17 protein-coding genes are annotated in these 15,529 nt (G+C 54.7%); 10 read left to right on the top strand and 7 right to left on the bottom strand.

What is annotated here, in order from left to right:
* The first annotated feature begins 36 nt into the window (after positions 1–36).
* Together rph and pyrE are read left to right on the top strand one after the other, a co-directional pair.
* Entirely contained in the window at positions 37–753 is a 717-nt protein-coding gene (gene rph, locus GJ746_RS24650) for a ribonuclease PH (RefSeq protein WP_154682514.1), read from the top strand.
* 65 nt (positions 754–818) lie between these two features.
* Complete coding sequence (pyrE, locus tag GJ746_RS24645; RefSeq protein WP_154682513.1) at positions 819–1,460, top strand: orotate phosphoribosyltransferase; 642 nt, start codon at positions 819–821, stop codon at positions 1,458–1,460.
* Positions 1,461–1,591: 131 nt separating this feature from the next.
* Here the strand turns inward: pyrE and slmA are convergent, their stop codons facing one another.
* The 3 genes from slmA to coaBC form a co-directional block, all read right to left on the bottom strand.
* Positions 1,592–2,188 (bottom strand): nucleoid occlusion factor SlmA, encoded by a 597-nt coding sequence (slmA, locus tag GJ746_RS24640; protein ID WP_070556430.1) that lies wholly within the window; start codon positions 2,186–2,188, stop codon positions 1,592–1,594.
* A 176-nt stretch (positions 2,189–2,364) separates the two neighbouring features.
* Positions 2,365–2,823, bottom strand: a complete 459-nt coding sequence (gene dut / locus GJ746_RS24635) for a dUTP diphosphatase (protein ID WP_195908777.1) — start codon at positions 2,821–2,823, stop codon at positions 2,365–2,367.
* Positions 2,801–4,012, bottom strand: a complete 1,212-nt coding sequence (gene coaBC, locus GJ746_RS24630; protein ID WP_154682813.1) for a bifunctional phosphopantothenoylcysteine decarboxylase/phosphopantothenate--cysteine ligase CoaBC — start codon at positions 4,010–4,012, stop codon at positions 2,801–2,803. The genes dut and coaBC overlap by 23 nt, the downstream gene beginning before the upstream one ends.
* A gap of 175 nt (positions 4,013–4,187) precedes the next feature.
* Here coaBC and radC point away from each other — a divergent pair, with 175 nt between their 5' ends.
* The 8 genes from radC (at position 4,188) to mutM (ending at position 11,796) form a co-directional block, all read left to right on the top strand.
* Complete coding sequence (radC, locus tag GJ746_RS24625) at positions 4,188–4,853, top strand: RadC family protein (RefSeq protein ID WP_154682512.1); 666 nt, start codon at positions 4,188–4,190, stop codon at positions 4,851–4,853.
* A 341-nt stretch (positions 4,854–5,194) separates the two neighbouring features.
* Positions 5,195–5,431: a 50S ribosomal protein L28 gene (gene rpmB / locus GJ746_RS24620; RefSeq protein ID WP_002436699.1), complete on the top strand. Its 237-nt coding sequence runs from the start codon at positions 5,195–5,197 to the stop codon at positions 5,429–5,431.
* A gap of 20 nt (positions 5,432–5,451) precedes the next feature.
* Positions 5,452–5,619, top strand: coding sequence for a 50S ribosomal protein L33 (rpmG, locus tag GJ746_RS24615; RefSeq protein ID WP_003024094.1), 168 nt, complete (start codon positions 5,452–5,454; stop codon positions 5,617–5,619).
* Positions 5,620–5,821: 202 nt separating this feature from the next.
* Positions 5,822–6,499 carry a vWA domain-containing protein gene (locus GJ746_RS24610; RefSeq protein WP_154682511.1) on the top strand — a complete coding sequence of 226 codons (678 nt, stop codon included), beginning with the start codon at positions 5,822–5,824 and terminating at the stop codon, positions 6,497–6,499.
* Positions 6,500–6,503: 4 nt separating this feature from the next.
* Positions 6,504–7,229 carry a PP2C family serine/threonine-protein phosphatase gene (locus GJ746_RS24605; protein WP_154682510.1) on the top strand — a complete coding sequence of 242 codons (726 nt, stop codon included), beginning with the start codon at positions 6,504–6,506 and terminating at the stop codon, positions 7,227–7,229.
* Positions 7,219–8,592, top strand: a complete 1,374-nt coding sequence (locus GJ746_RS24600) for a DNA-binding protein (protein ID WP_154682509.1) — start codon at positions 7,219–7,221, stop codon at positions 8,590–8,592. Before GJ746_RS24605 ends, GJ746_RS24600 begins: the two co-directional genes overlap by 11 nt.
* Positions 8,593–10,923 (top strand): TonB family protein, encoded by a 2,331-nt coding sequence (locus GJ746_RS24595; protein ID WP_154682508.1) that lies wholly within the window; start codon positions 8,593–8,595, stop codon positions 10,921–10,923.
* Between the two features lie 63 nt (positions 10,924–10,986).
* Positions 10,987–11,796 (top strand): bifunctional DNA-formamidopyrimidine glycosylase/DNA-(apurinic or apyrimidinic site) lyase, encoded by an 810-nt coding sequence (mutM, locus tag GJ746_RS24590; protein WP_154682507.1) that lies wholly within the window; start codon positions 10,987–10,989, stop codon positions 11,794–11,796.
* A gap of 117 nt (positions 11,797–11,913) precedes the next feature.
* Here mutM and coaD read toward each other — a convergent pair whose 3' ends face one another.
* From coaD to GJ746_RS24570, 4 genes are all read right to left on the bottom strand, one after another.
* Positions 11,914–12,390 (bottom strand): pantetheine-phosphate adenylyltransferase, encoded by a 477-nt coding sequence (gene coaD, locus GJ746_RS24585; RefSeq protein ID WP_004106901.1) that lies wholly within the window; start codon positions 12,388–12,390, stop codon positions 11,914–11,916.
* 2 nt (positions 12,391–12,392) lie between these two features.
* The gene (locus GJ746_RS24580; protein ID WP_108704436.1) at positions 12,393–13,163 is read right to left on the bottom strand and encodes a glycosyltransferase family 2 protein; all 771 of its coding nucleotides are present in this window, start codon (positions 13,161–13,163) and stop codon (positions 12,393–12,395) included.
* Complete coding sequence (waaA, locus tag GJ746_RS24575; RefSeq protein ID WP_154682506.1) at positions 13,163–14,437, bottom strand: lipid IV(A) 3-deoxy-D-manno-octulosonic acid transferase; 1,275 nt, start codon at positions 14,435–14,437, stop codon at positions 13,163–13,165. The genes GJ746_RS24580 and waaA overlap by 1 nt, the downstream gene beginning before the upstream one ends.
* A 92-nt stretch (positions 14,438–14,529) precedes the next feature.
* Positions 14,530–15,519, bottom strand: a complete 990-nt coding sequence (locus tag GJ746_RS24570; RefSeq protein WP_154682505.1) for a glycosyltransferase — start codon at positions 15,517–15,519, stop codon at positions 14,530–14,532.
* Positions 15,520–15,529 lie beyond the last annotated feature (10 nt).

The following is a 15,529-nucleotide window of genomic DNA, read 5'->3' as shown; positions in this document are numbered from 1 at the left end:
ATGCGCAGCCACATTCGTTTCAAGCCGGAGAACATCATGCGTCCAGCAGGCCGTAGCGCTAATCAAGTGCGCCCAGTAACCCTGACCCGTAACTACACAAAACACGCAGAAGGCTCCGTGCTGGTCGAATTTGGTGACACCAAAGTATTGTGCACCGCTTCTATTGATGAAGGCGTGCCGCGCTTTCTGAAAGGCCAGGGCCAGGGGTGGATCACCGCCGAATATGGCATGCTGCCGCGTTCTACTCATACCCGTAACGCGCGTGAAGCCGCAAAAGGTAAGCAGGGCGGTCGCACCATGGAAATTCAGCGCCTGATCGCGCGCGCGCTGCGCGCTGCGGTTGACCTGAAAGCGCTGGGTGAATTTACCATCACGCTGGACTGCGACGTGCTGCAGGCCGACGGCGGCACCCGTACCGCATCTATCACCGGGGCCTGCGTGGCGTTGGCCGATGCGCTGAATAAGCTGGTCGCGTCCGGTAAGCTGAAAACCAATCCGATGAAAGGAATGGTGGCGGCGGTATCCGTTGGTATCGTTAATGGCGAAGCGATTTGCGATTTAGAGTACGTTGAGGATTCCGCGGCGGAAACCGATATGAACGTGGTGATGACCGAAGATGGTCGCATCATCGAGGTGCAGGGCACGGCGGAAGGCGAGCCGTTCACCCATGAAGAACTGCTCACCCTGCTGGCGTTGGCCCGAGGGGGAATCGAATCTATTGTCACGACGCAGAAAGCGGCGTTGCAAAACTAGTTTTTAAGGCGACTGAGAAGTCGCCTTTTTTTTGTTCGTAGAAAAGTAAGATGAGGAGCGAATCCATGAAACCGTATCAGCGCCAGTTTATTGAGTTTGCGCTTAACAAACAGGTTCTTAAGTTTGGCGAATTTACGCTGAAATCCGGGCGCAAGAGTCCCTATTTCTTCAACGCCGGCCTGTTTAATACCGGGCGCGATCTGGCACTGTTAGGCCGTTTTTACGCCGAAGCGCTGGTGGATTCCGGGATTGATTTTGACCTGCTGTTTGGCCCGGCCTACAAAGGCATTCCGATCGCCACGACCACGGCGGTCGCGCTGGCGGAACACCATGACCGCGATCTGCCTTACTGCTTTAACCGCAAGGAGGCGAAGACGCATGGCGAGGGTGGAAATCTGGTAGGAAGCCCTCTGCAGGGTCGTGTGATGCTGGTGGATGATGTCATCACCGCAGGTACCGCAATTCGAGAATCCATGGAAATTATTCAGGCTAACGGCGCGCAGTTAGCCGGAGTGCTGATTTCTCTGGACCGTCAGGAACGCGGACGCGGCGAAATCTCCGCGATTCAGGAAGTTGAGCGCGACTACGGTTGTAAAGTGGTCTCTATCGTGACGTTGAAAGATCTGATCAGCTATCTCGAAGAGAAGCCGGAAATGGCTGAACATCTGGCAGCCGTTCGCGCCTATCGCGAAGCGTACGGGGTGTAAACAGCAGCGGCTGATTGTCTTTAAAGCAGTCGGCCGCTACGGGAATGACAATCTCGCATTTGGTGCGGAGAAAGTAAGCGTTCTTGCTGGAAGAGATGCAGCCTTTCGGGCTGCATAGAGACAAGAGAGGGTTATTTCAGCTGAGCGGCGACCAGCGGCCAGCGGGCGTCAAAATCGTCCGTCGGACGATATTTAAACTCGCTGCGCACAAAGCGCGACAGCATCCCTTCGCAGAAGGCCAACAGCTGGCTGGCCAGCAGGGATTCATCGACGGTATAGCCTTCGCCTTCACGCATTTTCTTTTCACGCATCACCTGGCGCAGCTGCACTTCAATACGCTCGAACAGCTGGTTGATACGATCCTGAAGCCTGTCTTGTTCAAACATCAGCGCATGGCCGGTCAGAATTCTTGTCAGCCCAGGATTACGCTCGCCAAACCCAAGAATCAACAGAACAATCAGACGCAGGCGCGCCGTAGTGTCTTTTTCATCTTTTAAAATCAAATTGATGCGCGTAATCAGGCTGTCTTCGATAAATTCAATCAGGCTATCAAACATGCGGGTCTTGCTCGGAAAATGCCGATACAGAGCCGCTTCAGATACGCCAACGGACGCCGCCAGCTTCGCCGTGGTGATACGCTGACTCCCATCGCTGGATTCAAGCATTAGCGCCAGAGATTGAAGTATTTCTTCGCGACGATTCCTTTTCGCAGTTTGTTTTTCTGCCATGTTTTAAAATACCCCTGAAAAAAAGCACTTGTCAGGCAGGCATCCACAAAGCGACCGCAAGCTGTTGCCTGCGGTGATGTTATTGCATTAGTGCGCTTTGCGATGCAGGTTCCACTTCATCTTTGGGACAGCCCGTTTATCGGCGACGCCCCGAAGATTTTTGTCTATTGCCGGGCTTATTTACGCCCTGAGTGACCGAAGCCGCCTTCGCCGCGATCGGTAGCGTCGAAATCTTCCACCAGGTTAAATTCCGCCTGTACAACGGGCACAAACACCATTTGCGCGAGACGCTCGCCGGGTTCAATAGTGAAGCTTTGCTGGCTGCGGTTCCAGACGGAAACCATCAGCTGGCCCTGATAGTCGGAATCGATCAGACCGACCAGGTTACCCAGGACGACGCCGTGTTTATGACCCAGCCCGGAGCGGGGGAGTATAACCGCTGCCAGAGACGGATCGGCAATATGAATCGCCAGGCCGGTCGGTACGAGGGTCGTTGCGCCTGGAGCCAGCTCTACGGCGTCATCGAGACAGGCTCGCAGGTCAAGCCCGGCGGAACCGGAGGTGGCATAGGTCGGCAGAGGGAATTGCTGGCCAACACGCGGGTCCAGAATCTTAACGTCGATTTTTTTCATCATAACGGGTAACGATCTCGTCGAGTAATAATTGGCCCAGAAGTTCCTTGCGCTCAAGTGGTAAGCGCTTCTCTCCCTCCTGCCAGAAAAGGTGTAATGCGTTGCTGTCGCTGTTAAATCCCTGATTAGGCTGTGAAACATCATTAGCGCAAATCAGATCAAGATTTTTGCGGGCTCGCTTTTGCCGTGCGTATTCTTCCACATTATTCGTTTCGGCGGCAAACCCAACGACGTAAGGGCGGTTGACCTTAAGCGCAGCGACCCCTGCGACGATATCCGGATTTTTAACCATTTTCAGGGTTAATTCATCACCTTGTTTTTTGATTTTTTCTTCGGCGATGACGACGGCACGGTAGTCGGCGACCGCCGCGCAGCCAATAAAAATATGCTGCCGGGAGACACCTTTTTGCACTGCTGATTCCATCTCAAGCGCTGTCGTGACGTCAACTCTTTGCACAAACGGCGGCGTTGGCAGCGAAACCGGACCGCTCACCAGCGTGACGTTCGCTCCTCGATGCGCGGCAGCGGCGGCAATAGCGAAGCCCATCTTACCAGAACTGTGGTTAGTGATATAACGCACCGGATCCAGCGGCTCGCGGGTTGGGCCCGCGGTAATCATGATGTTGAGATGTTGCAAATCTTTGACAGGAGAGAAATGCTGCGCGGCCAAATCCACAATCGTCAGCGGGTCCAGCATCCGTCCTGGGCCAATATCACCGCAGGCCTGACTGCCGCTATCCGGCCCCCACACCAGCAGGCCTCGGGCGGCAATGGTGTCAAGATTATGCTGAGTGGCGGCGGCGCGATACATCTGCTGGTTCATCGCTGGCACGACGGCGACCGGTGACGGCGTAGCGAGACAAATCGTCGATACGAGGTCATTAGCCATCCCCGCTGCGACGCGGGCGATTAAATCGGCGGTGGCGGGGGCGAGAATAACCAGATCGGCCCATTTCCCCAGCTCTATATGGCCCATCGCCGCTTCGGCGGCCGGGTCGAGAAGGCTGTCGGAGACCGGATAACCGGACACCGCCTGTAAACTTAACGGCGTAATGAAGGCTTTGGCGGCTTCCGTCATGGCGACGCGGACATCCGCGCCGCGGTCGCGCAGGCGGCGCACCAGTTCCGGCGTTTTATAAGCGGCAATACCGCCGCTCACGCCAAGAACGATCTTTTTACCAGCCAGACTCATCATGATTTTTTCCTGTTGCGGGACACCAGAATTCGCGCATCTTATCACAATCCTTTCGGCATCGTGTGCCTGGTGGAGATCCACTTTGCGAGGCGTTACGCACGGATAAAACTTGCGTATCGGCAGTGCGAAACGGCTGTGCCAGGATAGTGCGGAGTGGGAAGGAGAAGCCGCGATGGATATACAGGAATCCCTGATGCCGAGGGAAAAGATGCAGCGTTACGGTATTGAAGTTTTGACGGATAGCGAACTGCTGGCGCTGTTTTTACGCACCGGAACGCGTACGCAGGATGTAATGACATTTGCCCAGGATTTACTGCAGCGCTTTGGCTCGCTCTATGGTCTGCTATCGGCGGAGGAGTCGCAGTTTGACGAGGTTGAAGGAATTGGTCTGGCGAAATATGCGCAGCTAAAAGGTATTGCCGAACTGGCGCGACGCTATTTCAGTTTGCGGATGACGGAAGAACCCGCATTGGTTACTCCATCAATGACGCGGGAATTTCTGCAAAGCCAGCTGGCCGATGAAGAACGTGAGATCTTCATGGTGATCTTTTTAGACAATCAGAACCGGGTATTGAAACATAGCCGGCTTTTTTCTGGTACGCTTAGCCACGTTGAGGTGCATCCGCGAGAAATCGTACGCGAAGCCATCAAAGTGAACGCCGCAGCGGTGATCCTGGCACATAATCATCCATCCGGTAGCCCTGAGCCTAGCAAGGCCGACAGGCTGATTACCGAAAGAGTGATAAAATGCTGTCGATTCATGGATATACGCGTGCTTGATCACCTTGTTATTGGCCGCGGAGCGTACGTATCTTTTGCTGAGCGTGGCTGGATTTAGCCCCGATCAATCGATCCATCGGGATCTTTGTCTGTTCGGGACTTGAGCACATCGCAGAGTCAGCGTATACTACGCCACCTTTGAGAATCTCGGGTTTGGCATTTGGGCCTGGCAATCGAGAGTTCGCATATACACGAAATCATTCAAGTTGTATTGAGGCGGCAAGGGAGTGAATCCTCTGAGCTTACATAGGTAAGTGACTGGGATGAACGAGCGCAGCCAACTAAAGAGACGGCTTGAAGGATAAAGTGTATAGAACTGCGATGACCGGGCTGTAAAGCCTGACGAGGCGCCAATACCCCATACGAAGCTCGAGCTAATTTGATTTTTGGAGAATAGACATGTCCCGAGTCTGCCAAGTTACTGGCAAGCGTCCGGTGACCGGTAACAACCGTTCCCACGCACTGAACGCGACTAAACGCCGTTTCCTGCCGAACCTGCACTCTCACCGTTTCTGGGTTGAGAGCGAGAAGCGTTTTGTCACCCTGCGCGTATCTGCTAAAGGTATGCGTGTTATTGATAAGAAAGGCATCGATACAGTTCTGTCCGAACTGCGTGCCCGTGGCGAAAAGTACTAAGTACTTAGAGGAAATAAATCATGGCTAAAGGTATTCGTGAGAAAATCAAGCTGGTTTCTTCTGCTGGTACTGGTCACTTCTATACCACTACGAAGAACAAGCGTACTAAGCCGGAAAAACTGGAACTGAAAAAGTTCGATCCAGTTGTCCGTCAGCACGTTTTATACAAAGAAGCTAAAATCAAATAATTTTAGATTCCTTGTAAAGAAGAACCCCGCCTCGGCGGGGTTTTTTGTTTCTGCTTTATAGCAGCACTTCCTGCCTGCGAAATTTATCCCACATCTCTGATTTGCCGCTATTCATTAACTACATGAATGAATTGGTTTTTCTTGTCTTACCTGCATGTGGTGTTTATCCTTCCGGTACAGAAAACCACCGACAAGGATTGTTATGACCTCTTTAATTCCGGATGTTTCATTTATTGATAATAGTGAACAGCGTACGCCTTTAATTTTGGTTCTCGATTGTTCCGGTAGTATGGACGGCCGACCGATAGCCCAGCTAAATCAGGGGCTCAAGCTACTGGAAGAAGAGCTTAAGCATGATGTCATCGCCGCTAAACGCGTTCGCCTGCTGGTGATTAAATACGGCGGTTATGATGAATGTGAGCTATACGGCGACTGGTGTGATGCGATGGACTTCACGGCTCCCGTGCTTGAAGCCAATGGCCTGACGCCAACCGGGCAGGCCGTTAGCCTGGCGCTGAGCGAAATCGAAGCTGAAAAGCAGCGCCTGAAAGCGGCTGGCGTGCCCTATACCCGTCCCTGGCTGTTTTTAATGTCTGATGGTGAGCCCACGGATAACTGGCAAGCCGCGGCTCAAGAGTGTCGTGAAGCGCAGGCGGCAAATAAAGTCGCTGTTTTCCCGATTAGCGTAGGAAAAGAAGCCACTGAATCAATGGGCCACTTCAGCCGTAGCGGCATTAATGGCGTGAAGCAGCTAAAAGGATTGCAGTTCCGCGAGCTGTTCCTCTGGCTGAGCGCCAGCATGCAGGTGGTTTCGCAGTCGACGCCAGGCGGCAAAGCGCAGCTGCCGCCGACGGATAGCTGGTCAGAAATTTCGGTCTGACGCGATGAACTGGCGCGTTTACGCTTCGTCGGTCATCGGCAGCAGCCACCGACAAAATAACCTTCCCTGCCAGGATGCCTTTTGCTATCGCAATTTGGGTGAGCGTCTGGTGGCCGTCGTTTGTGACGGCGCAGGCTCAGCCGCCTATGGCGAGCAGGGGGCGGCTTTGGTCAGTCGGGAGCTGGTCGAGGGGCTGGCAAAATTTACCGCCGTACCCGACGAAAATCAGCTGACTACTCTGGTGGAAAGCGTGCGTGACACCATTCTGCTACAGGCGCAGGAGCGGGAGCTCTCCGCAGGCGATTTTGCCTGTACCGTTGTGGCCGCGTGGCTGGGGGAGAGCGCCTCAACGGTGTTGCATATCGGCGACGGCGTCGCGGCGCTGAGTATCGATGCTAATGAGTATTTATCTTTACCTGAAAATGGGGAATACGCTAACCAGACCTGGTTCCTTACCAGCCACGACTGGCGCGAACATTTACGCATCAGCCAGTTTGTCGGTCGCGCCACGCAGCTGGTGATGATGTCAGACGGCGTGCAGCCGTTTGCGTTGAATCGTAGCGGTGACGCGCTATTTGCTCCCTTCATTGCGCCGGTGATGAACTATCTGCGCCAGATTCCGGAAAAGCAGGGCAGTGAAGCATTGCGGATAACCCTCGACGATCCTCGTACCTGGGCCATAACGGGTGACGACAAAACGCTACTTATCGCTTTACGCAATGAAGAATAAAAAAACACTGAACTGCTATACCGAACAGCGCCGCCCGGTACGTCTGGGGAAACTCATCAAGAGCGGCGGTGCGGGCAGCGTCTATTTCCTGGCGGATGACCCTGCCGGCGTTGCGAAAATTTATCATCCCCATATTGATACCAGCTATTACCAGCGTAAGCTCCGCGCTATGCTGGCGCAGCGCCCGGAAATCCCTGCGCCGGCAGAAGGTGAGGCGATTGTTCAGCTGGCATGGCCTGATTATTTGCTTTTCGATGAGCGCAGGCGCGTCGTTGGTTTTGTTATGCCTGTCCTGGATACTCAGCGCACCATTGAGCTGGAGTATATTTTACAGGCGCGGCAGGCGAAGGCGCAGAATCTTCCGGAAGGTATCGGCGCAAAAGTGAGCCTCGCCTGTAATCTCGCCACCCTGGTTTCGGCGCTGCACGCGCGTCAGCACCGGGTTATCGACATGAAGCCGGTCAACCTGCGCTTTTATCGCGACAGCCTGTATATCGCGCTGCTGGACTGCGATGGCTTTAGCATCCAGGGTGTAGGTGAACGTTTCCCGGCCGGGCAGTTTACGCCGGATTACCTGGCGCCGGAGTTTCAGCGCATCGGGCAGGTACCCGGAGAACAGGAAGAGGCTCAGGATCGCTTTTCGCTGGCAGTCATTATTTTCCAGCTGCTTAACCACGGTATCCATCCCTATAGCGGCCGTTCACAAACGGCGAAGGTGCCTGATGATTTATCAGGGCGTATTGCCGCAGGCTGCTACGCCTACGGTATCAATGCCGCAAAAAATATCGCCCCGGTACCGGCCAGTACCCACCATCTGCTACCGGCTGAGCTGCGTGAACTGTTTGACCGCGCGTTTAGCGGTTCACCAGCCCGACGCCCTTCCGCTGATGAATGGGCGCAGGTACTGCGTCCTTATGCGCTACGCAGCACGCAAAAAATTATACTCTGTAGTCAGAAGCATCAGCATTTCGCCGGGATGCCGTGCCTGGTCTGCGCACGTGAAAAAAAGGTTGTAGAAGGCGTAAAGCAGGCGAAGCAGCATAAGCAAACGCAAACTGTTCGCCAGCGTCCTGCGCCCATCAAGCGCCAGCCTCGCGTTGCGCCAGCCGCTGCGATACCTCGTCAGCCAACCGGGCCAGGGCCGTTAACGCTGCTGTGGCGCAATATGCGCAGCAAAGTTCCTGCATTTGTATGGCATGGCGCACTGGCTGTGATTAGTACGCTGGTGATGGCCATATTAGCGCGTAATTTTACCCAACTGAGTGGTCCCTGGCATGCCTGGTACGATAACGCGGCGTTAATCCTGATTTTTGTCTGGATAGCCGTGATGGGGCTGCTGGCGATTCTTCGGAGTAAGCCATAAATGATTACGCCGAAGTTAAAGCACCTGCTGGTCATCTTGTCTTTGATTGTGCTTTTTGTCGCGCCGAATATGGTGCTCTTTCTCTGGTCTGTCCCCTTTATGTTGGTGGATAAGCTTTCGCTTTTACCGGCGGCGCTGAATGCTCCCCAGCGTTTATTGCTCTACGGCCTGTGGCTGGGGGGCGCTCTCTACTTTTCCGCGCTGATGTGGGTCGCAGTCACCCGGCGTAATAAAGGCTATCTGGCCGCCGCCGTGGCGCAGATTGTTTTCGTCATCGGTATCACGTTATTCAATGTCCCCATCGGCGAGCAGAACCAGCGGCGCTGGCAGAGTATGAATCAGCTGGAGTTACCCGCCTGGCAGGATTTTCTCTATGACCGCCATGCCCGTTTTATTCAGATAACCCTGCGCGGGGAGCCGTTTAATCAACACAACATTATCGAGCAATTTCTCGCGCAGAAAAGGCCTCTGGCGGAGCTGCCGCTTGGCTGGAATAAAGACGATGCCGCTGCCGCTGATGCGCTCTGGCAGCAGGCATTGGGCTATCGTGAGCAAGAGGCAAAGGCCCTTCCGAAGATGGAGGATTATTTGTCCTGGATGCCGGACCGTGGCGATCTGACGCTGGCTGCGGCCGTCCTGACGCTGACCACGGATGCCAATAAAGCGCTGGCGGAAAGAGCATTTCGCCAGGCAATCGCCATTGCGCCGGAAAACCCTGACGCCTGGCTGGGCTGGGCATTAGCGCTGATCCAGTCTCGTGATGATGAGCGGGTGCGAAATTCGCAGTTTCAGCCGCTCACGCAAAGCATCACCAGCGGATTATTGATGGCAGAGGGCCTGAAGGATAGCCCGCGCCAGCCAGCCCTACAGCAGCGGTTAGAGGCATATATTGCTCAAATGCCGCCTGAAGATCGGCAAATCCTGCAAATTCTGCGGGCCAGAATGCAGGCCCGCTCCTGCGATTCACCGCTGGCAGAGAATGAAAATGGGGACGCCGAAAAGGTCTTACCCCTGGCGCGATCGATCGTGTTTAAACAAGGCTCCGTGCGTAGCGCCAGCCCGATTAACGAGCGCTTTCCAGGGCACGTAAGCATTGAGGCCGAAAGATATGGGATTGCGAAAGAGTCGGTGTCTCCAATGTTCTATCCGACGATAAATAAATTTATCAAGTCGGCGACAACGGTGCTCTCGGTCGATACGCACGTTAGCGGCGATCTATTAAACGTGGTGGTCGAATGCAGTAGCGGCGTTCCGGAGTTTGACAAAGCGGCGCTGCATTATGCGCAGCAGTGGCGTTTTCACTCTAACCCGCAGGGAAAGCGCTTGTTGGTGCCGGTGACGTTTATCAGCGATCGTCTGGCGCCAGAGGAACACTATCGGGAGATGGAGGCACGGGCGATGCGTATCGCCCGACTGGCGGCCCGGCATAATAACGCCGGGATGGAAACTGCCGCGCAAGAGATGACCGCGCAATTCACCCGGATGAAAGCGCTGTTTCCGCAGAAGAAGCTCAGCGCGGAAGAGGCGCGAAATTTACAGCTTATCTACCTTAAAAAGCGGGATAAAAGTACCAAAGGCAGAATGGAAGCCTTCACCGAAATGACAGAGGCGATGGAAGCCCTGGTCGATACGCATCCGTACTATGCGCCGTTATTGAAGGATCTGGCGCTGCGAAAAAGCTTTGCTTCTTTTGAAGAGAATCGGGCAACGTGGGCGCAGCTGCTGGCGCTGGCTCCGGAAGACCCGCAGGTATGGATGGCCTGGGGTAGCCTGTGGGCCGAGCGCGATCCTGAACTGTATATCGGCGCGATGATCTATTCCCTGCTGCTACAGCCCCTCGCCGCGGATACCGAGCAGAAAATAGCCAATATCAAAACTAAGCTGCTGATGCGGGTTGGCATGGGTGAACGTAATGCGATTCTTTCGGCAAAAGTATATGCGGATTATGTCGATATCCTCGGGGAAAGAGCGAAAGGTGAAGATACCGCAAAGGCCGGGGATATCCTGCCGGTGAGCAAAATACTGGAGCGTTATGAAACTATTGTTCCCAATGACTCGTCAGTGAGTATGACGGTTGATATCGATCGGAATGAGGTGTTAAACGCGCCTTTCTTCAACGTTGAGTGGAAGAGACCGCAGGCGCAGGGAGATAAACAGGCTGAGCTGAGCGTTGATATTGATAAAAATGGCGCTCCGACGCTGGTGCTGGTAAGCAAAAGCAGCGAAGTGGAAGAGTATGATGCGCGGGCGGTCGATATGCTTTGGCGCTGGAAATTTAAGCCGCAGCCTGACGGCAGGAGAATAACTATCAGAGTGAATTTTCAGCACTAAACGCGTCGTTACCTCCTGAAAGAGGTAAAATAGGGGCGCCTGCTGTTTTAACATGAGAAAAATATGCCTGAATTACCAGAAGTTGAAACCAGCCGTCGCGGTATTGAGCCGCATCTGGTTGGTGCCACCATCCTGCATGCTGTTGTGCGCAACGGACGTTTGCGCTGGCCGGTTTCCGAAGAGATCTACCGCCTCAGCGACGTACCGGTTCTTAGCGTGCGTCGCCGCGCGAAATATCTGCTGCTGGAGCTGCCGGACGGCTGGATTATCGTCCACCTTGGGATGTCGGGAAGCCTGCGGATCCTGAGTGAAGAGCTGCCCGCAGAGAAGCACGATCACGTAGACCTCGTGATGAGTAACGGTAAGGTTCTGCGTTATACCGATCCGCGTCGTTTTGGCGCCTGGCTGTGGACTAAAGAGCTGGAAGGCCATCCGGTGCTGGCGCATCTGGGGCCGGAGCCGCTGAGCGATGAGTTCAACGCCGATTATCTCCAGCAGCGGTGCGCGAAGAAGAAAACCGCGATTAAGCCCTGGCTGATGGATAACAAGCTGGTGGTTGGCGTTGGCAATATCTACGCCAGCGAATCGCTGTTCTCGGCGGGTATCCATCCCGATCGGCTGGCGTCTTCTTTATCGCGAGAGGAGTGCGAACAGCTGGTGAAGGTCATCAAGCTGGTACTGCTGCGTTCAATTGAACAGGGAGGGACGACGCTGAAAGATTTCCTGCAAAGTGACGGTAAACCGGGCTATTTTGCCCAGGAGCTACAGGTTTATGGTCGTAAGGGCGAACCGTGCCGCATTTGCGGGACGCCGGTTATTGGCAGTAAACACGCCCAGCGGGCGACGTTTTATTGCCGCCAGTGCCAGAAGTAGTGGGCGGTGGTTACCTTGATCCCGGCTCGCGCTGCGCTTAGTCGGGCTACAGGTTTCCCGTTGTCTGCGGACTGGTAGCCCGGGTAAGGCGTTTACGCCGCGACCCGGGGTCGTTCTCTACAGCTTCTTCAGCAGCGCCTGGTGTACGTTCGCCGGCAAAAAGTGGGAAACATCGCCCTGATGGCGCGCCACCTCTTTTACCAGCGAAGAGGAGATAAACGACCACTCTTTGCACGGCATCAGAAACACGCTCTCCAGGGTTGGCATCAGGTGACGGTTCATGTGCGCCAGCTGCATCTCATATTCAAAATCCGCTACCGCCCGCAGGCCGCGAATTAAAATATTCGCCTGCTGCGCGCGGGCAAAATTGGCCATTAAATCGCTAAAGCCGATAACCTCAACGTTGACCAGATGCGCCGTTGCCTGGGTGGCCAGCGCGATGCGTTCGTCGAGAGTAAACATCGGTTTTTTGCTCGGACTGGCGGCGATAGCCAGCAGCACCTTATCAAACATGCTGGCCGCACGGGTGACGATATCAATATGGCCGTTAGTGATTGGATCGAAGGTGCCCGGATAGATCGCTTTTGTGCTCATAATTACACTTTCTCCGAGTAGCCGCGGCCCAGAGCCCACAGCTCGGTGTATTTATTAAACGTGTATTGCGCGTTGACTACCGCCAACAGCCAGCCTTGTTTTCCATCCAGAACGCCGCCGCGCAGCAGCAGCGTTTTCACGAAGGCTCCCAGCGTATGGCCGAAGATAGCGACCAGCGAGGTCTTTTTACCTCTCTGATGGCGCTCAAGCGCCCAGGCGGCGGCGTAGGCCAGCTGCTTTTGCTGAAAGCCGGAGAAGTCACGACAGGTCAGATGCAGCAGATCGCCCGACAGCTCGATAACCTGCGCATCTTTACTGTTGAGAGATTCGTGAACCAGATTATCGTTATAGCGGTAACGGTCGCGTTCGTACAGGCGCATCACGCGGTCAGGATACCAGCCGCTGTGGCGCATAAAGCGGCCGAGAAAATAGTTACGCCGGGCGATGCTGTATATTGCTCCGGTTTTCGGTGCGGCCAACACGCGACGGATGGACTGTTCAAGCTCCGGAGTAACGCGCTCATCGGTGTCGATCATCAGCACGTAATCACCGGTGGCATAGTCCTGGGCGCGCTGGCGCTGAATGCCGTAGCCCTGCCAGTCATGATTGATATATACCTGAACGCCCAGGCTACGGGCTAATTCAACGGTATTGTCGCTGCTGCCGGAATCCAGCAGCACTATCTCATCTGCCCAGCTGACCGACGCCAGACAATCAGGCAGCAGATCCGCCGCGTTTTTGGCGATCATCACGACCGAGAGTCGAGGCGACATTAGTGGCTCCGCTGCGGCAGATAAGGTTGCAGTAACTGTAGCAGGCGGGAGAGCGCGCCCTGGTTTTGGTGCAGAACTTCCACCGCGTGACGACCGTACCACAGACGGTAATCTTCATCGGTCAGCAGGTTGGATACCTGCGTCACCAGCGAGGCGGCGTCGGTCACGGTAATGAGCCCATCGTCCTGCTGCAGCTTGGCGCAGATATCTTTGAAGTTGAAAGTGTGTGGTCCCATCAGCACCGGAATAGCGTGAGCTGCGGGTTCGAGCGGATTATGGCCGCCGCGCTCCACCAGGCTACCGCCGACAAACGCGAGATCGGCAATGCCGTACAGCAGCATCAGCTCACCCATGGTATCGCCAATTACCACCTGGGTGCTGCTCGAAGGGATTTCGCCGGTGCTGCGCAGGGTGTAGCTCATTCCCGCTTTCTGCACCATCTCGCGGGCGTCGCCGAAGCGTTCCGGATGGCGAGGGACAAGGATCAGCAGCAGATTGGGGAAACGCTCAAGCAGCTTTTTATGCGCCTGAAGAATAATTTGTTCCTCGCCGTCGTGGGTGCTGGTGGCAATCCATACCTGGCGGTGCGGCGCCCACTGGCGGCGCAGGGTGATGGCGCGAGCGGCCAGTTCAGGCGTCACTGAGATATCAAACTTCAGGCTACCGGTCACCGCCAGCTGATTACGTTTCAGACCGAGAGCGATAAAGCGGTTGGCGTCTTCTTCATTCTGCGCGGCGATAAGCGTAATGCGGCTCAGCAGCCGACTCATAAATTTACCCAGTTTGGCATAACCTTTCGCCGAGCGTTCGGACAGGCGGGCGTTGGCGATAACCAGCGGGATTTTACGCTTATGCAGCGTAGCGACCATATTCGGCCACAGTTCGGTTTCCATCACGATAACCAGCTTTGGCTGGACGGTATTGAAGAAGCGATTCATCGCGCCGGGGAGATCGTAAGGCAGGTAGACGTGATGCACGTCTTTGCCGAAAGCGGACATTGCGCGTTCAGAGCCGGTTGGCGTCATGGTAGTGACGGTGATCGGCAGATAAGGGTAACGGTGGCGTAACGCGCGTACCAGCGGGATAGCCGCCAGGGTTTCGCCTACGGAAACGGAATGCAGCAGAATACCATCTGGTTCTACCTTGTTCTGACAGAAGCCATAACGTTCCGCCCAGCGTTTGCGATAGGCAGGGGCCTTACGACTGCGTAAAAGCAGCCGCAGCCACACCAGCGGCTGAATAAGGTAAAGTAGAGCGGTATAAAGCAATTCCAAGCGATTTATCCGTATTTATGTTTTTGCGGGCAAATTCTAAGCATTTAACCCGCGTAAAGCTATCTCTTTGGCGGAAACTACGGGATTCAGTATTAAGCCGCGTCGCGATAGCGCTTGATGCGCAGATAGCGGCGTCCAAGACGCCAGCGTAGGCGGAATGTACGGGCGTTTTTCCAGATCAGACTCCAGATACCGCGGTCAAAGAACTCTTTAATAATAATATGCTTTTTTGACTCATCTTTCATGCTATCGAAAGTATGAATAATTCCGAGCCCCTCTTTGGCTATTTGCCAGCGGCAGGCGGAAATATCGCGAACCTTATCCGGATAGCGCTGGTTGATGGCCTCCAGCATCTCGAGAATCTTCATATAGTGGCGCGCCGAGCGCATCAGCGTATCGTCGTTGTCCGGCTTATGCGACACCGATTCCGAATGGATGTAGTAATCGTAGAACTGCTCGCTGGTGTACTGCACGCGTTCTGCCGCCAGCAGCACTTCCGTGGTCCACGGAATATCCTGATGACGCAGGCCAGGCTCGAAATGGAACTGGTGACCGGCGATAAACTCGCGGCGGTAAATATTCAGCCAGGTGACATGCAGGAACTTACGAGAATCCAGCGCCTTTTTTAACCAGACGTGGCCGGGCAATACGCCGGTCGACTGCAGCCGATCGAGCGGAAAAATAGGATGGATATCTTTTTTCGTCTCGTAGACGTAGCGGCCGTTGCAGGTAGCGACGTCAAGGTTGCCTTTTTCCGCCATTTCCAGAAGAGTGCGGTACATACCGGGATAAAGCTTGTCGTCGATGTCCGGGAAAGTCAGGTATTTACCCGTAGCCACGGCAAGACCGGTATTGCGCGCCACCGACACGCCCTGGTTTTCCTGCTCCAGCACGAGCACGTTTTGCAGGCGGTCTTTCCACTGGTCGATGATGGCCAGGCTGCCGTCCGTCGACCCGTCGTTCACCAGGATCAGTTCATAGCTTTCCAGCTGCTGTTGCTCAAGGCATTCGAAGAACTGCGCAAGGAATTTTTCGCCGTTATAGACGGCGGCTACGATGCTTAGTAAAGGCGTTTGACTCATAAATCATTCG

The organism is Klebsiella oxytoca (genome assembly GCF_009707385.1).
Classification (GTDB): Bacteria; Pseudomonadota; Gammaproteobacteria; order Enterobacterales; family Enterobacteriaceae; genus Klebsiella; species Klebsiella oxytoca_C.
Note: the sequence above shows the minus strand (reverse complement) of the source record. Positions and strands in the feature narration are given on the sequence as shown.

Bases quoted from the DNA above. Each gene is read 5' to 3' on its own strand.
- rph (WP_154682514.1), top strand. From the start codon at position 37: ATGCGTCCAGCAGGCCGTAGCGCTAATCAAGTGCGCCCAGTAACCCTG.
- pyrE (WP_154682513.1), top strand. From the start codon at position 819: ATGAAACCGTATCAGCGCCAGTTTATTGAGTTTGCGCTTAACAAACAG.
- slmA (WP_070556430.1), bottom strand. From the start codon at position 2,188: ATGGCAGAAAAACAAACTGCGAAAAGGAATCGTCGCGAAGAAATACTT.
- dut (WP_195908777.1), bottom strand. From the start codon at position 2,823: ATGATGAAAAAAATCGACGTTAAGATTCTGGACCCGCGTGTTGGCCAG.
- coaBC (WP_154682813.1), bottom strand. From the start codon at position 4,012: ATGAGTCTGGCTGGTAAAAAGATCGTTCTTGGCGTGAGCGGCGGTATT.
- radC (WP_154682512.1), top strand. From the start codon at position 4,188: ATGGATATACAGGAATCCCTGATGCCGAGGGAAAAGATGCAGCGTTAC.
- rpmB (WP_002436699.1), top strand. From the start codon at position 5,195: ATGTCCCGAGTCTGCCAAGTTACTGGCAAGCGTCCGGTGACCGGTAAC.
- rpmG (WP_003024094.1), top strand. From the start codon at position 5,452: ATGGCTAAAGGTATTCGTGAGAAAATCAAGCTGGTTTCTTCTGCTGGT.
- GJ746_RS24610 (WP_154682511.1), top strand. From the start codon at position 5,822: ATGACCTCTTTAATTCCGGATGTTTCATTTATTGATAATAGTGAACAG.
- GJ746_RS24605 (WP_154682510.1), top strand. From the start codon at position 6,504: ATGAACTGGCGCGTTTACGCTTCGTCGGTCATCGGCAGCAGCCACCGA.
- GJ746_RS24600 (WP_154682509.1), top strand. From the start codon at position 7,219: ATGAAGAATAAAAAAACACTGAACTGCTATACCGAACAGCGCCGCCCG.
- GJ746_RS24595 (WP_154682508.1), top strand. From the start codon at position 8,593: ATGATTACGCCGAAGTTAAAGCACCTGCTGGTCATCTTGTCTTTGATT.
- mutM (WP_154682507.1), top strand. From the start codon at position 10,987: ATGCCTGAATTACCAGAAGTTGAAACCAGCCGTCGCGGTATTGAGCCG.
- coaD (WP_004106901.1), bottom strand. From the start codon at position 12,390: ATGAGCACAAAAGCGATCTATCCGGGCACCTTCGATCCAATCACTAAC.
- GJ746_RS24580 (WP_108704436.1), bottom strand. From the start codon at position 13,163: ATGTCGCCTCGACTCTCGGTCGTGATGATCGCCAAAAACGCGGCGGAT.
- GJ746_RS24570 (WP_154682505.1), bottom strand. From the start codon at position 15,519: ATGAGTCAAACGCCTTTACTAAGCATCGTAGCCGCCGTCTATAACGGC.